Genomic DNA, 17570 nt, shown 5'->3' on the forward strand with positions numbered 1-17570 from the left:
CTGTCTCCTCCGCTTCACTTCAATCCCCGTCTGATTTTCTCTAAAGCTTCCATCACATCGGGTGGATAGCGATCGTTTCTAAAAGTTGTTTCTTTCTTTTGAGGACGGTGCAATACTCCGCTAATTTCTTCTTTCGATTGACCGAGTTCTAATTGTAGCTCTCTCGCTGATTTTCGCAAGGCACCTTGTCCAAAAATAACCCATTGTTCTACCGAGTCACTTGTCGCTACATAAATTGTCGTTTGACGACGTTTCAACTCTTGTACAAGTCGCTCGATTCGCTCATCTGCCGTTTCTTTCTCTCTCGTATAAACAACTTGAATGTTCGATCCTTTATGGACAGCTTCTTTTCCTTTTTGCAAATGTGCATCGAATACGAGTATAATACGCCACTTCATGTAAGCCGCATACTCTTCTAAGCGCTCTTCTAATTCCCGGCGCGCTAATTCTAAACTCATTAATTTCAATTTTTGTAATTCTGGCCAATCGCCGATGATATTATATCCATCGACGATTAACACAGTATCTCGTTTCTTTTTTCTTCTCGTCATTTTGTCGCGAGCGGATGTCGCTTACGATACACTTCATACATTAAAATTGCCGCTGCAACTGAAGCGTTTAAAGACGTCACTTCGCCTACCATCGGCATTTGGTAGAGGAAATCACAACGTTCTTTTAAAATGCGTGACATTCCTTTCCCTTCACTTCCGATAATGACAGCAAGTGGCAATGTCGCATCCATGTGGCGATAGTCTGTCTTGTTTCCCGCGTCTGTTCCTGCAATCCAAACTCCACGCTCTTTCAATTCATCAACCGTCTGCGATAAATTGTTAACGCGTACGACAGGAATATATTCAATCGCTCCTGTTGAAGCTTTCGCTACTGTTGACGTAAGTGCGACTGAACGGCGTTTCGGTATGATAATTCCATGCGCTCCGACGGCGTCTGCTGTCCGCATGATTGACCCTAAGTTGTGCGGGTCTTCCAGTTCATCTAAAATGATGAAAAACGGATCTTGCTGTCGCTCTTCTGCAATCGCAAACAAATCTTCCAACTCAGCATATTCATACGCTGCCACCGATGCTACAATCCCTTGATGATTCGATGATATCAATTGGTCGAGCTTCTTTTTCGGGACGGTTTGGACAACAATTTTCGTCGGACGAACTAGTTTCATTAACTCGTCATACGTCTTTTTTTGCGTTCCTTCCGCTACCCATATTTTATTCAACTCTCGACCTGCTCGTAACGCTTCGAACACAGGGTTTTTTCCACCGATAATTTCTTCCTCTTTGCTCATCACGCTCTTCCTCCTTTTTCTATTGTAGTAATGGCATAGTCATACCATTCTGTTAATCGATCTTCTCGTTTCAATAAATATAAATAACCAATCACCGCTTCGAATGCCGTACTTAAATTATACGTTTGAATCGATGTATGTTTCGGTACACTATGCGATTTCGCATTGCGCCCTCTTCGAAATACTGCCGCTTCTTCCTCTGTCATAAACTGCTCTTCTTGCATCTTTTGAATGATCGATGCTTGCGCTTTTGCCGACACGTAACTCGTCGCATAATGATGCAATTTATTCGGTTTCGTCATTCCTTTATGGATGAGTCTTTCACGAATGACTCGCTCATAAACCGCATCCCCCATGTACGCTAATGTGAGGGCATTTAGCTGTTTTACTTCTCCTGCTGTTAACTCTTTCACTGAATATATTAGCCTCTTTTCCATCTCGTGCCTTGCGCTGTGTCTTCTAACACGATACCTTCTGCTTGCAATAAATCACGAATTTCATCCGCTCGTGCAAAGTCGCGGTTTTTACGTGCTTCTAATCGCTCTTCGATCAATTGATCGATGCGCTCATCTAAGCTCGCTTCTTCTTGCTGACCGAGTTCAATGCCGAGAATATTCATCAATTGCTGTAATTCTTTTTCAAGACGTTCTAGTACTGCGAGATCTGTCTGCTCTTCCAATAAATAAACGTTCGCTACTTTCGCTAATTCAAAAATAGCTGCGATTCCATTTGCTGTATTAAAGTCATCGTCCATCGCACGTGTAAAAGCATCGACTTGCTCTTGAATTTTGTCCATCCAAGGTGTCACATCATCAGCTAAGTTCGTACTATGCGCCATACGATACTTCACATTTTCATACGCTGTTTCGATACGCTCCAACCCGTTCGCCGCACTTTCTACTAATTCTTGTGAGAAGTTGATCGGATGACGGTAGTGAACGGATAACATGAAGAAACGTAACACTTTCGGATCGATTTGTTTTCGAATATCCGTCACTGTAATGAAGTTACCGAGTGACTTACTCATTTTTTCATTTTCAACGTTAATGTAGCCGTTATGCATCCAGTAGTTCGCGAACGTTTTTCCTGTCATCGCTTCCGACTGTGCTATTTCATTTTCGTGGTGCGGGAATGTTAAATCTTGTCCTCCTGCGTGAATGTCGATCGTATCTCCGAGATGTTCACGAGCCATGACAGAACATTCGATATGCCATCCTGGACGACCTTTCCCCCACGGGCTATTCCAAGCAACTTCGCCGTCCTTCGCTTTTTTCCAAAGCGCAAAGTCGAGAGCGTTATCTTTTTGTTCGTTCTTTTCGATACGCGCACCGACACGTAATTCGTCGATCGATTGGTGAGATAACTTGCCGTAACCGTCAAATTTCGTCGTTCTGAAATAAACATCGCCATTGCTTTCATAAGCATAATCTTTTTCGACTAACACTTCGATAAATTTCACGATATCTTCGATGTGATCCGTAACACGTGGATGCGCATCTGCTCGCGCGCAACCGAGTGCTTCTACGTCTTCGAAATACGCATCGATAAAGCGGTCCGTCAATTCACGCACATCTTCCCCTAATTCGTTCGCCGCACGGATAATTTTGTCATCGACATCCGTGAAATTCGAAATATATTTCACATCATACCCGCGATACTGTAAATAGCGACGTACAGTGTCGAAGGCGATAACAGGGCGAGCGTTCCCGATATGGATGTAGTTGTACACAGTCGGTCCACATACGTACATCGATACTTTTCCTTCTTCAATCGGTATAAATTCTTCTTTTTTGCGTGTCAACGTATTGTAAATTTGAATCATTTAGCGTCCCTCCATTTGATCAATTCGTTCTGTTAATTCATTCACTTGTTGTTGTAATTGCGCTATATCTTTTCGTAACAATTCATTCATCGTAAGCGCGCTGTTTTGCTTTAGTTCATCAATTTGTTGTTGAAGTTGTTTCACTGCGTCTGATACAGGGTCTGGCATGTTGCCATGGTTGAAATGTTCTTCTTTCACTCGTTTTCCATCTTGCATGACGACTTTCCCCGGAATTCCAACCACTGTGGCGTTCGGTGGAACTTCTTTCAAAACGACAGAGCCCGCTCCGATCTTACTGTTTGCGCCGATTGTAATCGATCCGAGCACCTTCGCCCCAGCAGCAATTAGCACACCGTCTTCCAATGTCGGGTGACGCTTCCCTTGTTCCTTACCCGTTCCGCCTAATGTCACTCCTTGATAAATCGTCACATCATTTCCGATTTCACAAGTTTCGCCGATGACAACTCCCATTCCGTGGTCGATAAATAGACGTCGGCCTAATTTCGCTCCAGGATGAATTTCGATCCCTGACACCCAACGACTAAACTGCGAAGTCGCACGGGCGAAAAAATAAAGGCGATGGCGGAAAAACCAATGCGCGATTCGGTGGAACCAGACAGCATGCAATCCTGAATACGTAATGATTACTTCAAAAACACTTCTCGCCGCAGGATCTTGCTCCATAATACAACGAATATCTTCTTTCATACGAGCAAACATCATATAAAACCTCCTCAACTAATCTCAAAGGAACGACAAAAACGCCTCTATCCTGACGATAGAGACGCTTTTGCGCGGTTCCACTCCACTTAAAGACGCATACTCAAATAAGCATCTTTCACTTAAACTTTGTAACGGAAGTTAACCGTTCGCCTCTACTCTCATTTCGAAACGACGCTCAAAGGGGCATTCGATGATGAAGCAATCGGACTTCTTTCACCAGTGTGAAATCCTCTCTGCAGATTGATTCAATCATGTACTCTTCCTTTTCTACGCTTTACTGTGCATATTTCGCAACGCGATCAATCGCTACTTCTTTACCGATTAACGCAATCGCATTTGGTAATTCTGGTCCACGCATTTCGCCTGTCGTCACGACACGGATTGGCATGAATAAGTTTTTACCTTTATGGCCTGTTTCTTTTTGTACTGCTTTAATTGCTGCTTTAATATTTTCAGCTGTGAATTGTTCCATCGCTTCAAACTGCGCTTTTAATGCTGTCATCACTTCTGGAACTTGTTCGCCCGCTAACACTTCTTGTGCTGCTTCATCATAGTCGATTTCTTTCGTAAAGAATTGAGTCGTTAATTCTACGATTTCTGCACCGAAGCTTAATTGTTCATGATAAAGAGCGATTAAATCACGCACCCATGCCTCTTCTTCCGCTGTCATCGTCTCGCTGACACGTCCTGCTTTTTGTAGATGTGGCAATGCGAGTGCGACAACTTCGTCTAACTCTAACTGTTTAATGTATTGGTTGTTCATCCAAGTTAACTTATCTTTGTCAAACATCGATGGCGATTTTGCCAAACGTTTTTCATCAAAGATTTCGATTAACTGTTCTTTCGTGAAGATCTCTTCTTCTCCACCTGGTGACCATCCGAGTAATGCGAAGAAGTTGAACATCGCTTCTGGTAAGTAACCTAAATCTTTATATTGTGAAACGAACTGAATAATCGATTCGTCACGTTTTGATAATTTTTTACGATCTTCGTTCACGATCAATGTCATATGACCGAATGTTGGTGATTCCCAACCGAGTGCATCAAACACCATAATTTGACGTGGTGTATTCGTTAAATGCTCTTCTCCACGGAAAATATGTGTCATTTCCATGAGGTGGTCGTCAATTACAACTGCGAAGTTATACGTTGGAATGCCGTTCGCTTTCACGATGACCCAATCACCGATATCTTCTGATTCGAACGCTACATCGCCGCGTACGAGGTCTGTGAACTTATAAGTGACATTTTTAGGTACTGCGAAACGCAATGTATATGGTTTTCCTGCTGCTTCTTGTGCTTGAATTTCTTCTTCTGATAAATGACGACATTTACCTGAATACATCGGAGCTGCGATGCCTGAAGCTTTTTGCGCTTCACGTTCTGCTTCTAACTCTTCTGTCGTACAGAAACATTTATATGCTTTACCTTCCTCTAATAATTGGTTCGCATATTTCGTATACGTATCGAGACGATCTGTTTGACGGTACGGTGCATACGGTCCGCCGATATCTACAGATTCATCATATTCTAAACCTAACCATTTTAAATTATCGAGTTGTGAACGCTCTCCACCTTCGATATTACGTTCTGTATCTGTATCTTCAATACGAACGATAAATTTCCCACCGTGGTGACGTGCGTATAAATAGTTGAATAATGCTGTACGTGCTCCTCCGATATGTAAATGTCCTGTCGGACTTGGGGCATAACGTACTCGAACTTCTTTTGTCATTGTTGTCTCTCCCAACATTTAGTTGTCTACTTCATCATTTTAGCACGTTTCGACTCGCTTTGAAAAGAAGGTCACTTTTTTGTCAGTAAAATAACAGCGAGCGAAGCAATTCCTTCTTCTCGACCGACAAAACCTAATTTTTCAGTCGTCGATGCTTTAATATTCACTTGTGATTCATCCGCATGCAACAATTGTGCAATTCGTTTGCGCATTTTAGGAATGTGAGGACCCATTTTCGGGCGTTGTGCCAAAATTGTACAGTCGACATTGCCTAATTGATATCCTTCTTCTTCAACCATTTTCCAAACTTCTGCTAAAAGTACAGCAGAATCCGCATCTTTAAATGCCATATCTGTGTCGGGAAAATGTGTCCCGATATCTACTTTTCCAATCGCTCCTAATGCAGCATCTGTAATCGTATGGAGAACGACATCTGCGTCAGAATGTCCAACGAGCCCTCTTTCGTGCGGCACTTCAATTCCGCCAATAATGAGAGGACGCCCTTCTTCAAATGCATGTACGTCAAATCCTTGTCCAATTCGTATCATCGTAATTCTCCCCGTTCTTTCAATAAATAATGTCCGTATGATAAATCGGCAGTCGTCGTCATTTTTATATTGTCATATGTACTTTCAACGATATGTACAAGTGCGCCATACCGTTCGACAACCATCGATTCATCCGTCGCTTCAAATTGTTCTTCTAACGCCTCTTTTGAAGCGTTGTACAATAACTCATAACGAAAAGCTTGAGGAGTTTGAATCGCCCAAAGTTGTTCGCGAGGCAATGTTTGTTGGACGATGTCGCTCACAACTACTTTCGTCGTATCTTGCACTTTTACCGCTGCAATCGCCGCCCCTGTTTCGTTCGCTTTCATCACCAAATCATGAATTGTCGACTCGTGAATGAAAGGACGCGCTGCATCATGGACGAGAACGATGCTTTCAGACGTCCCATCATAAGCTTCTAAACAAGCGTGAACACTATGCTGACGTTCCGCGCCTCCTACGACGAATTGCGTAATTTTTGATAAATTGAATTTTTTAGCGATCGCTTCCATCAATAAACGTTCGTCTTCTTTGATCGCGACAATGATAGACTCACACCATTCATCTTCCTGAAAGCGTTGAAGCGTATGAGCTAAAATAGGACGATCGCCTAATTGTAAAAATAATTTATTTTGGGAAGCGCGCATACGCTTCCCACTTCCTGCAGCTGGAATCATTACTGTGTATCGCACTTTTCATTCACAACTTTCTTATGCTAATTTAGGCTTCGCAAAAATCATGCGACCTGCCGATGTTTGTAACACACTCGTCACGATGACATCGAGTGGTGAACCGATATATTTGCGCCCTTCTTCTACAACGATCATCGTGCCATCGTCTAAATAGGCGACACCTTGATCATGTTCTTTTCCTTCTTTAATGACGACGACATGCATTTCTTCTCCCGGGATGACGACCGGCTTCACTGCATTCGATAAATCATTAATATTTAAAACATTCACTCCGTGCAAGTCTGCTACTTTATTTAAGTTAAAATCGTTCGTTATGACACTACCTTGCATCTCTTTCGCCAAATGAACTAATTTCAAATCAACTTCTGCTACATCTTCAAAGTCAATATTCGTAATTTCAACGATAGAATTTTCATCGTTTTGTAGCTTCTTCAAAATGTCCAGGCCACGTCGACCTTTCGTACGCTTTAACGAGTCAGATGAATCTGCAATGTGTTGTAACTCTGTTAAAACGAATTGAGGAACGACGAGAACTCCTTCTAAAAAACCCGTCTGCGCAATATCAGCGATACGACCATCAATAATGACACTCGTATCCAATATTTTTTTCAAAGTAAAATTAGTCGGCTCTGACGCCTGAATATCTTTCTTCTTTTTTGCTTCAGACGATTTTGCTGTAAAGAGCGCACTCATAAACTCCTCACGTTTTTGGAAACCGACTTGAAACCCGAGATACCCGAGCAATACTGACAAAATAATCGGAACGACGGATGTAATTAATGTGATTAACGGCAAATCGATGCTCGACAAACCATAACTAAATAAAAATGCCACACTTAAACCGACGACTAACCCAATTGTACCAAAAATCAAATCTAAAATCGGTGCATTCAACAAACGATCTTCACACCATTTTATAAAATTAAAAATCGGATCCGTTAAAAATAAACTTAAAAATAAAAATACAGCAGCTCCAATCGTTGCGGCAATATAGGCATTGTTAATAATTGGACGAGAAGTAAAAACAAATAAATCGAATAAATACGGTAAAAAAATAACACCTACTGCACCACCAACGATGAAGAAAATAAAACGAATCACCTTTTTCAACATCATTTCCACCTCCTTAGTAAGATTGATTGCCAATATTATACTATTAGCGTACCTTTTCTCCAAACTTCTTCCTATCATTTAAACGAGTTTTTCTTAATTTAGTTGCATCACTCCTTCTCCTTTACAAAAGTGAAAGAGTGGAGTGATGACATTTTAACGACTTTCCGAAAGAAGTCTCCCATCCTCAAGGAGTGTGAAGGTGCGAATAGCACCAATGAGTAGGTGGGAGATGAATTTCGGTTGGCTTTAGCCAAAGAATTTGGTAAAATATAGACATAATGTTCTTTGACAACTGGATATATGGAGTTGCATACGGAAATAAGAGCGAAAACCAAGCCCCTCGTATGCGTAAAATATCCAAGGTACTAAAAACATTGCGTATCAGTAGGGTTGGAATGCCCCGAATTCACGCTCGTGGAGAACACATAAGACTTGCTTGCAAGCTATGTTCGTGGAAGCGAGAAGCCCCCACTTCAAACGAAGTTAAGTGGTGGGTAGTTCACTGAAAAGCTTGTCTTAATGCATCTTGAATCGTTTCGACACCGATTAATTGAACATTTTTCGGAGGCTCCCATCCATCGATATTCGATGCGGGTAAAAAAATACGTGTGAAGCCTAATTTAGCTGCTTCATTCACACGTTGTTCAATGCGTGACACGCGCCTTACTTCACCAGTCAAACCGACTTCTCCGATGAAACAATCTGTTAAACCGACTGCCTCTTCTTTATAACTAGAAACAATGCTCGCAATAATCGCTAAATCAATAGCTGGCTCGTCTAACTTCACACCGCCCGTCACTTTAATGTAAGCGTCTTGCGCTTGCAGCATGAGTCCCATACGCTTTTCCAATACAGCCATGAGGAGAGAAATTCGATTTTGATCGACTCCTGTCGCCATACGCTTCGGATAGTTAAAACTTGAAGGGGTAACGAGTGCTTGCACTTCAACTAAAATTGGACGCGTCCCTTCCATCGAAGCGACAACCGTAGACCCTGCACCACTTTTGGAACGTTCACTTAAAAATAGTTCAGAAGGGTTTAATACTTCTCGTAACCCTGCTTGTGCCATTTCAAAAATGGCTAACTCATGCGTCGAACCAAAGCGGTTTTTTACACTTCGCAATATACGGTACGAATGATGACGATCTCCTTCAAAATAAAGAACCGTGTCTACCATATGTTCTAACAAACGTGGCCCTGCAATTTGACCATCTTTCGTCACATGACCGACGATGAAAATTCCGATGTTTTCAGTTTTCGCAATGCGCATCAATTCCGCCGTACATTCGCGCACTTGAGATACACTTCCTGGTGCACTCGTCACTTCCGGATGATAAATCGTCTGAATGGAGTCGACGACGATAAATTTAGGCTTCACTTGGTGCACGGTTTCATGGATTTGTGAAAGGTTCGTTTCTGAATAAATGTATAACTCATTCGATTGCACCGCGAGACGTTCTGCTCTTAATTTCGTTTGACGTACAGACTCTTCTCCTGAAATATAAAGGACACGCTCTTGTTTATTCGCTAGTAAAGAAGCCACTTGCAATAATAAAGTCGACTTCCCGATTCCTGGATCTCCTCCGATTAAAATGAGAGAACCCGGAACAATTCCGCCACCTAATACGCGATTCAATTCATTTAAATCAGTCGACACTCGTGGTTCTTCTACAATCGCGACCTCATTGATTGGAACCGCTTTTTGAGATTGAACGGTCGTATGCTGAAACGCCCCTCTCGGACCTTTCGTTTTAACCTCTACTTCTTCGTCCATCGTATTCCAAGCACCACAGCCTGGACAGCGCCCCATCCATTTCGGAGACTCATAACCACAATCTTTACACATGAACTTTACTTTTCTTTTTGCCAATCCGTTAACCTCCTTGCCACTTCTTTCAATGTAGCATGTTTACGTTACACGAAAGTGAAGAAATGACTTTTTCATTAAAAAAGCTACCGAACTTGAACTCGGTAGCTTTTCATCGACGTTAATTAAACGCTCACTGTTTCATTCGTTTTGATGTAAAACTCTCCGTCTTTCACATCGATTGTTACGTCTCCACCTTCTTGAATTGTTCCTTTTAACAATTCTTCAGATAAGAGATCTTCAATATGCTTCTGAATTGCGCGACGTAACGGACGTGCTCCATAATCTGGATCATAACCAATTTCAGCTACTTTATCTTTCGCATCATCTGTAATAGTGAGCGAAATATTTTGTTCCGCTAAACGTTTCGTCAATTCATCAGACATGAGAGAAACAATTTCACGTAATTGTTCTTTATTTAATGAGTGGAAGACGATCATTTCGTCCACACGGTTTAAGAATTCTGGTCGGAATGCACGTTTCAATGCTTCTAGCATGCTTTCTTTCATTTTCTTATGATCATCTTCTGCTGAGTCTTGTAAGTTAAACCCAACATAGCGATTGTCTTTTAATGCTGTCGCTCCGACGTTTGACGTCATAATGACGACGGTGTTACGGAAGTCGACTGTGCGACCTTTCGAATCTGTGAGACGACCATCTTCTAACACTTGTAATAAAATGTTGAACACATCTGGATGTGCTTTTTCAATTTCATCGAGTAGGACGACTGAATACGGTTTACGACGTACTGCTTCCGTCAATTGTCCACCATCATCATGACCGACATATCCTGGAGGTGAACCGACGAGACGGCTCGTCGCATGTTTCTCCATGTATTCACTCATATCGATACGAATCATCGCTTCTTCGTCACCGAACATTGATTCCGCAAGTGCTCGTGCTAATTCAGTTTTACCGACACCTGTCGGACCGAGGAAGATGAATGAACCGATCGGACGTTTCGGATCTTTCAATCCGGCACGTGCTCGACGAATCGCTTTTGAAATGGCGACGACTGCTTCATCTTGACCGATGACACGCTCATGAAGCAATTCTTCCATATTTAACAGTTTGACCGTTTCAGTTTCAGCAATTTTCGAAACAGGAACGCCTGTCCACATCGCGACAACTTCTGCGATATCTTCTACTGTCACTTCTGATTCCGTCTTGCCTTGTTGCTCTTTCCATTCTTCTTTTGTCGTATTTAATTTTTGCATTAATTTCTGTTCTTCGTCACGATAAGAAGCTGCTTTTTCAAATTCTTGACTTTGAACCGCTGCATTTTTCTCTTGACGAACACGCTCTAAGTCTTCTTCTAATTGTTTTAAACTCGGCGGTGTTGTATATGAGCGTAAGCGTACTTTCGAACCTGCTTCATCGATTAAATCGATCGCTTTATCTGGTAGGAAACGGTCTGAAATGTAACGATCACTCATCGTCGCTGCTGCTTCTACTGCTTCATCTGTAATTTTCACACGGTGATGCGCTTCGTAACGATCACGCAAGCCGTAAATAATTTGAACCGTTTCTTCCACTGTCGGTTCGTCGACTTGAATCGGTTGGAAACGACGTTCTAGCGCGGCATCTTTTTCGATATATTTGCGGTACTCATCAATTGTTGTCGCACCGATACATTGAAGTTCTCCACGCGATAATGCCGGTTTTAAAATATTCGATGCGTCGATTGCTCCTTCTGCACCACCTGCACCGATTAATGTGTGCAATTCGTCGATGAATAAAATGACATTGCCGACTTGGCGAATTTCTTCCATCACTTTTTTCATACGATCTTCGAATTCACCACGATATTTTGTCCCTGCAACGACCGTTCCCATGTCGAGTACCATGACGCGTTTATCGCGTAAAATTTCTGGCACTTCATTCGCGACGATCTGTTGAGCGAGACCTTCTGCAATTGCCGTTTTCCCGACGCCAGGCTCTCCGATTAATACCGGGTTGTTTTTCATACGACGTGCTAAAATTTCAATGACACGTGTAATTTCTTTACTGCGTCCAATCACTGGATCGAGTGTCCCTTCACGTGCGATCTCTGTCAAATCACGTGCTAAGCTATCTAAAGTAGGCGTCGCTTTTGCATTGCCTGCATTGTTGTTTTGTTTACTGTTGCTCGCATCCGCACTGCCGAGTAAAGCGAGCACTTGTTGACGAGCTCTCGTTAAACTTACACCTGCATTGTTTAATACACGTGCAGCTACCCCTTCACCTTCACGAATGAGCGCGAGTAAAATGTGCTCTGTTCCGACGTAAGAATGACCGAGCTTTCTCGATTCATCGACAGATAGCTCGATGACTTTTTTCGCTCTCGGTGTGTAATGAACAATCGGGCCAACTTCCTTCTCTCCTTGACCGATTAATTGTTCAACACCTTGTTCTATTGTATTTAAATCGACATCAATCGCTTCAAGCGCTTTTGCCGCAAGTCCTTCTCCTTCACGAATGAGACCGAGTAAAATATGTTCTGTCCCGATCGCTTCATGTTTTAAGCGAATGGCCTCTTCTTGTGCCAATTGGAGTACACGTTGTGCTCTTTGCGTAAATCGGTTAAACATCATATAGATCTCTCCTTTTTATCCTTTTGACCTTCTTTGACTAATTCAATTATATGAGAAAAAGATACCTTTTACAAAATATCCGCTCACTTTTTCATTTGCAGTCTTTCTCGGAAAAGTTTTGCACGGAACATGTCGCGTTGATCTGCATTTAACTCTGCATCTGCATATTGCTGAAGAAAAGCAGGTTGCATGAACACCATCAATTCGTTCAAAATCGACATGTCGACATCTTGAATTAATCCGAGATCGATTCCGAGACGAACGTCTGATAAACATTTGGCAGCTTCAGTAGATGGTAATAATCTCGCATATGTGATCGTTCCTAACGAACGGAACAACTTATTTTCAAGTGCTATACGTGACTGTTGTAGCAACATATCACGTGAACGGCGTTCGTGAGAAATTAAACGCATAACGATATGCTTCAACTCTTGCAAAATTTCATGCTCCGTTTTGCCGAGCGTAATTTGGTTAGAAATTTGATAAATATTGCCTGGCGCTTCACTGCCTTCTCCGTAACTACCACGCACGACAATTCCTAAACGTGAAATAGCTGGAATGACGCGTTCCATTTGACGTGTAATCGTTAAAGCAGGCAAATGCATCATGACCGAAGCACGCATTCCTGTACCTGTATTAGAAGGACAACTCGTCAAATATCCAAATTCACCATCAAATGCAAATTTTAGCGGTCCTTCTAAATAATGATCTACAAGTTCTGCTTGTTCATAAGCACGCTCTAGCTGCAAACCTGGATAAATGCATTGGATGCGCAAATGGTCTTCTTCGTTAATTAAAATGCTTTGTTTTTGATCTTCACTTAATGCGACAGAGCCGATCTCTTTTTTACTCGCTAAGTCCCGACTAATAATATGTTTCTCGACGAGCACTTGACGTTCTAAAGCCGAAATTTCATTCATATCAATCCATTCGTGCACTTCTTCTCGTAAAGCTTCACGGACGCGTCTGCGCACTTCCATCGCATCTTCTTGTGTAAACATCGTCGGAAACTTAATCCCTTGAATGTTGCGCGCGAGACGAATTCTCGTTGACATGACGATATCTGATTGTTCTCCGCCACCTTGCATCCAACCTGTAGAAGCATTATCGATAAATCGTTCAATTGTCATGAGAATCACCTCCGCTACTCAATTGTGTTTCAAGTCGAATCGCTTCGTCACGCAGCATCGCCGCATCTTCAAAGCGCTCCTCTTTCACCGCTTCATTCATCTGTTCGCGCACTTCTTTAATTTTGCGCTCTAAAGCGAACGCCTCTGGATAATAAGCTGGCACCTTTCCAATATGCCGTTCATGTCCGTTGTGTAATTTGTTAAATACATTCGGTAATTGCTCGCTAAATGTTTCGTAACATTGCTCACAACCGAAACGGCCTTTTTTCAAAAACTGTTCATATGACATTTGGCAGTTCGTACAAAGAATTGACGCCTCATGATAAGGTCGCACTTTACTTACCGTTTCCGGTTGACCGAACCAATTTCCTAAAAATTGTTGCATCGTCATCGGTTGCGCTTGCATCGAATCTTGTCCTTCATTCGATTCGAAAGCACATTTTTCACATAGTTGGTATTCTTTTCGTCCGTCCATCGTTTCTTTCGTTACAAAAACAGTCGCTTCTCTCGCTTGACAGCTATCGCATAACATAAGGAAAACCACCCCTTTATTCGAATTGTCTTTCTATTTTGAAAACGTATACATTCAGTATAAAGAACTGTTCCATAAAACTTAAGCAATATGTGAAAAATCATCGATAATATAATGTTTCAATCATCGAATGAACAATTTTCGCTCGCCATTCGTCCGCATTCGGTAAAGATGAATCTAATATCGCCCGCGAAACGCCTGCTAATAACATCCTCGCTTCCCGCTCCGTCACAATCTCTTCTTTCAATAGCATATACATGACATCTTCCACTACTCCGTAAGAAGCGCTTCGTCCTAACATTTCTAAAGCGTGATCTAACACGTCTTTTTTTGAATGGAGTTGAATTTGATAAATTCGTATATATCCACCCCCACCACGCTTCGATTCCACTGCGTATCCGCGCTCAATTGTGAAACGCGTATTAATGACATAGTTAATTTGCGAAGGGACACATTGAAACTTTTCTGCAACTTCATTGCGTTTAATTTCAATCGCACCATCGTCTTCTTCCAATATCGCCTTTAAATATTGTTCGATGATGTCTGTAATGTTTTTCATTCGATCACCTTCTCTCTGCTGACTTTGACTATCTTTGACTTAATTATATTCTTTTTTACATGACGTCGCAACTCATTCGTATCGTGATTGTCAAAAAGACACGGCCTCTTCATGAGCGACCGCGTCAATGTTTATCTTTTATTCAGTTATTGAAATCGTTGTGTTTTCAAACGTTTGAACAGGTAAGAAGAAATCTCCTGTATCCGCATATTGAACGCGTAACACATCTCCTTTTTCAACGTAGACGCCGAGTGGAGCAGATTCTGTTGAAATGAGATAGTTTTGACCGTTCGTCGCTAATACACTAATGATCGTCGCTTCGTTTACTCGCTCTTTAAAAACTCGTTCGACCGTGATTGTCGCTTCTTTCACTTCTGCGTTAGAAGTTCCTTCTACTGTGCTTCCTCCACGTTGTAAAGCTGTTTTGTAAAGCTTTAACGCTTCATTTGGTGAATTCGCATAGACAGATATTTCAGGGTTCGCTGCCGACACGATGAAGTAGTTTTGCAAAAAGCCATTGGAGTCGAGGACGGGCACGAGCCAGCTCGCTTCACCGTAAAAATTGTACAAGACCGGCATTTCGCCGAGCCATTTCTTTTCGATAAATTTCTTCTCGACAATTTGAAGGGCTCCTTCAGAATCCATGTAAGACTCTTCTAAATTCCCCGTATAGTAAATCGCCTCTCCTGTTCGCGCATCCGTTAACGCATACCCGAGCATCGAATCAACTTCTTCTTTCGGACTTGTAAAATCAGTGAAGTAATACATGTGACCTGTTTCGTCAAAGACCGGGTTCACACTCGCTTCTACCCCTTCATCAGAAGGAATTTTCACATCTTTTTTACCGAATAAAGAGTTGAAAAATCCGTGTACGTATTTTCCGTAATAACTATTTTGTAAACTGACCGCTTCAGGCGATACGGCGCCGTCGATAAACTCTGGAATTTCAGACAAAGCATATTTCGTCGTTTTCCCCGTTTCCGTATCGACCATGACGATTCCTTGCACGTCAAATCCATCCCGTGCTGTAATGAACTTTCCATATGAAGCGATGTAGAACGGTTTTCCGTCATCATCGACTTCCAGTTGTGCTTTTCCGTAATAAATGAGCTCTGGGTGATCCATTCGCATATGACGTTCCACTTGTTTGCCGAAATATGCAGATGGTGTGTACGTCATTTCCGCTTTTACAAAGCGTGGATTGTCTGCCGAATCTGTCGCACTCATCGTAAAGTAGCCCGGTACTGTTTTACCGTTCCACCATTTAAAGAGTCCTGAAAATTCGACAGGTGCAATATAAACAAATTCCCCGTTCACTTTTTGAATTTGTAAATTTCCGAGTTCATAATAACTCGTATTTGGCACTTGACCGAATGCTTTTTTCATTTTATTGCGGACAAATTGCGGTGGAACGCTCGCTGGTTTTTTCGTTTCGTCAAATGGTGTAATTTCAACTTGTTCTTCCATTTCAACAGCAGCATATTTCTCGTCTGCATTCCAAACAGGCGCACTTAATATATAAACTCCGAACCCGAGTGCGAGAAGCGCGATCACGCCTTTCACTTTTTTCTCGACTTCTTGTGCGACTGTCGCTCCAAGAATCGCAAAAATTAAGACGATTAACCAAAGCGATGATAAATTACGATCTAAATTCGTCACATAGTAAAAAATAAATATAGCAATTGAATAAATTATCGCATAGCCGATGAACCATTTCACTGGTTGATGGCGTCGCACAATTTCCTCTTCATTCTTTCTTTTTTTCGGAAGAAACGGCGTCATTAAAGCAGCTAATAGGAGGCCGACAATAATTGAAAATAGAATGAGTTGTGTCATGAAAAATCCCCTCTTTCTTCTAGTATCTCTTTTACGTATGAAATACCCGATAGTTTCATTTTCAACACAAAAAAATGACCTTGGGCAAAAGGTCATTTTAAGTAAGGGGTGTATCTCTATCAAAAAGTAGCAAAGTGACTACTTATTGAGCAACTGTTAATGGTGTTCGATCGATTTCGAACCCTAAGTCTTCAAGCATTTGGAAGTCAGAATTGTTTTCTTGTCCTTCCGTCGTTAAGTAATCGCCGACAAAAATAGAGTTCGCCGCGTATAAACTCATCGGTTGCAAGCTGCGTAAATTCACTTCGCGACCGCCTGATACACGAATCTCTTTCGTCGGATTCATATAACGGAAAAGTGCGAGCACTTTTAAATTGTAGCGTGGATTCAATTCATCTAGCGCTTCCAAAGGTGTTCCAGGAATCGCATGCAAGAAGTTGACAGGAATCGAGTCCGCATCTAAATTGTACAAGCTGCGTCCCATATTGATGATATCTTCTTTCGTTTCTCCCATTCCGACGATGACGCCTGAACAAGGTGAAATTCCCGCTTCTTTTGCATAGTTAACCGTGCGTACACGATCATCATAATTGTGCGACGTCGTAATGCTTTTATGATGTTCTTCCGACGTATTAATATTGTGATTGTAACGGTCAACGCCCGCTTCTTTCAATTTCGTCGCTTGATCTTGTTTTAGTAAGCCAAGACAAGCGCACACTGTCATATCTGGAAACTTATCTTTAATGCGCTTGACGGATTCTGTGACAATCTCCAGTTCTTGATCGCGCGGACCACGACCACTCGCGACGATACAAAACGTACCAGCATTCGATGCCGCTGCACGCTCCGCTCCTTCAACGATTTCATCCGATTTCATCATCGCGTACTTTTCAACAGGTGCCTTTGAAACAATCGACTGTGCACAGTAGCCACAGTTTTCAGGACATAAACCTGATTTCGTATTCATGATCATATTTAACTTCACTTTGTTTCCATAATAATGGTGGCGAATCGTGTACGCCCCATCTAAAAGACTTAATAAATCACGGTCGGGACTATTTAAAATCGCGAGCGCTTCCTCATCTGTAATGACATGTCCGTTCAAAACTTCTTCTGCTAATGTTGCGTAATTCATTCCAT

The 17570-nt window shown here is 42.0% G+C and carries 16 protein-coding genes and 1 other annotated feature; all 16 genes read right to left on the bottom strand.

All coding sequences use genetic code 11. From position 1 onward, the window contains the following. Window positions 1-14: 14 nt before the first annotated feature. Window positions 15-551 (bottom strand): NYN domain-containing protein, encoded by a 537-nt coding sequence (locus ACFQ0V_RS10460; protein ID WP_381013112.1) that lies wholly within the window; start codon window positions 549-551, stop codon window positions 15-17. Then, window positions 548-1300: a 23S rRNA (guanosine(2251)-2'-O)-methyltransferase RlmB gene (gene rlmB / locus ACFQ0V_RS10465; protein WP_381013115.1), complete on the bottom strand. Its 753-nt coding sequence runs from the start codon at window positions 1298-1300 to the stop codon at window positions 548-550. Before rlmB ends, ACFQ0V_RS10460 begins: the two co-directional genes overlap by 4 nt. Further along, window positions 1300-1713 (bottom strand): Mini-ribonuclease 3, encoded by a 414-nt coding sequence (locus ACFQ0V_RS10470; protein ID WP_381013118.1) that lies wholly within the window; start codon window positions 1711-1713, stop codon window positions 1300-1302. Before ACFQ0V_RS10470 ends, rlmB begins: the two co-directional genes overlap by 1 nt. An 8-nt stretch (window positions 1714-1721) precedes the next feature. After that, window positions 1722-3122: a cysteine--tRNA ligase gene (cysS, locus tag ACFQ0V_RS10475; protein WP_381013120.1), complete on the bottom strand. Its 1401-nt coding sequence runs from the start codon at window positions 3120-3122 to the stop codon at window positions 1722-1724. Next, complete coding sequence (epsC, locus tag ACFQ0V_RS10480) at window positions 3123-3842, bottom strand: serine O-acetyltransferase EpsC (RefSeq protein WP_381013229.1); 720 nt, start codon at window positions 3840-3842, stop codon at window positions 3123-3125. Between the two features lie 57 nt (window positions 3843-3899). Continuing rightward, window positions 3900-4124: a binding site (T-box leader), on the bottom strand. Then, on the bottom strand, window positions 4120-5580 hold the full coding sequence (gltX, locus tag ACFQ0V_RS10485) for a glutamate--tRNA ligase (RefSeq protein WP_381013123.1): 1461 nt from the start codon (window positions 5578-5580) through the stop codon (window positions 4120-4122). Its footprint overlaps the feature before it by 5 nt. A 71-nt stretch (window positions 5581-5651) precedes the next feature. After that, window positions 5652-6128, bottom strand: coding sequence for a 2-C-methyl-D-erythritol 2,4-cyclodiphosphate synthase (gene ispF, locus ACFQ0V_RS10490; protein ID WP_381013126.1), 477 nt, complete (start codon window positions 6126-6128; stop codon window positions 5652-5654). Next, complete coding sequence (gene ispD / locus ACFQ0V_RS10495) at window positions 6125-6820, bottom strand: 2-C-methyl-D-erythritol 4-phosphate cytidylyltransferase (RefSeq protein WP_381013129.1); 696 nt, start codon at window positions 6818-6820, stop codon at window positions 6125-6127. Before ispD ends, ispF begins: the two co-directional genes overlap by 4 nt. Window positions 6821-6838: 18 nt before the next feature. Continuing rightward, entirely contained in the window at window positions 6839-7933 is a 1095-nt protein-coding gene (locus ACFQ0V_RS10500) for a PIN/TRAM domain-containing protein (protein WP_381013132.1), read from the bottom strand. A 499-nt stretch (window positions 7934-8432) separates the two neighbouring features. After that, a complete protein-coding gene (gene radA, locus ACFQ0V_RS10505) occupies window positions 8433-9803 on the bottom strand; it encodes a DNA repair protein RadA (protein WP_381013135.1) in 1371 nt (456 codons plus the stop codon). A gap of 122 nt (window positions 9804-9925) precedes the next feature. Further along, window positions 9926-12373, bottom strand: a complete 2448-nt coding sequence (locus tag ACFQ0V_RS10510; RefSeq protein ID WP_381013138.1) for an ATP-dependent Clp protease ATP-binding subunit — start codon at window positions 12371-12373, stop codon at window positions 9926-9928. A gap of 83 nt (window positions 12374-12456) precedes the next feature. Further along, window positions 12457-13503 carry a protein arginine kinase gene (locus ACFQ0V_RS10515; RefSeq protein ID WP_381013141.1) on the bottom strand — a complete coding sequence of 349 codons (1047 nt, stop codon included), beginning with the start codon at window positions 13501-13503 and terminating at the stop codon, window positions 12457-12459. Next, on the bottom strand, window positions 13493-14035 hold the full coding sequence (locus ACFQ0V_RS10520) for a UvrB/UvrC motif-containing protein (RefSeq protein ID WP_381013143.1): 543 nt from the start codon (window positions 14033-14035) through the stop codon (window positions 13493-13495). Before ACFQ0V_RS10520 ends, ACFQ0V_RS10515 begins: the two co-directional genes overlap by 11 nt. A 100-nt stretch (window positions 14036-14135) precedes the next feature. Then, window positions 14136-14594 (bottom strand): CtsR family transcriptional regulator, encoded by a 459-nt coding sequence (locus ACFQ0V_RS10525; RefSeq protein WP_381013146.1) that lies wholly within the window; start codon window positions 14592-14594, stop codon window positions 14136-14138. A 138-nt stretch (window positions 14595-14732) separates the two neighbouring features. Next, the gene (locus ACFQ0V_RS10530) at window positions 14733-16430 is read right to left on the bottom strand and encodes a hypothetical protein (protein ID WP_381013148.1); all 1698 of its coding nucleotides are present in this window, start codon (window positions 16428-16430) and stop codon (window positions 14733-14735) included. 142 nt (window positions 16431-16572) lie between these two features. Then, window positions 16573-17565: a biotin synthase BioB gene (gene bioB / locus ACFQ0V_RS10535; protein WP_381013150.1), complete on the bottom strand. Its 993-nt coding sequence runs from the start codon at window positions 17563-17565 to the stop codon at window positions 16573-16575. Between the last annotated feature and the right edge of the window lie 5 nt (window positions 17566-17570).

The organism is Savagea faecisuis, assembly GCF_042675605.1.
GTDB classification, from domain to species: domain Bacteria; phylum Bacillota; class Bacilli; order Bacillales_A; family Planococcaceae; genus Savagea; species Savagea faecisuis.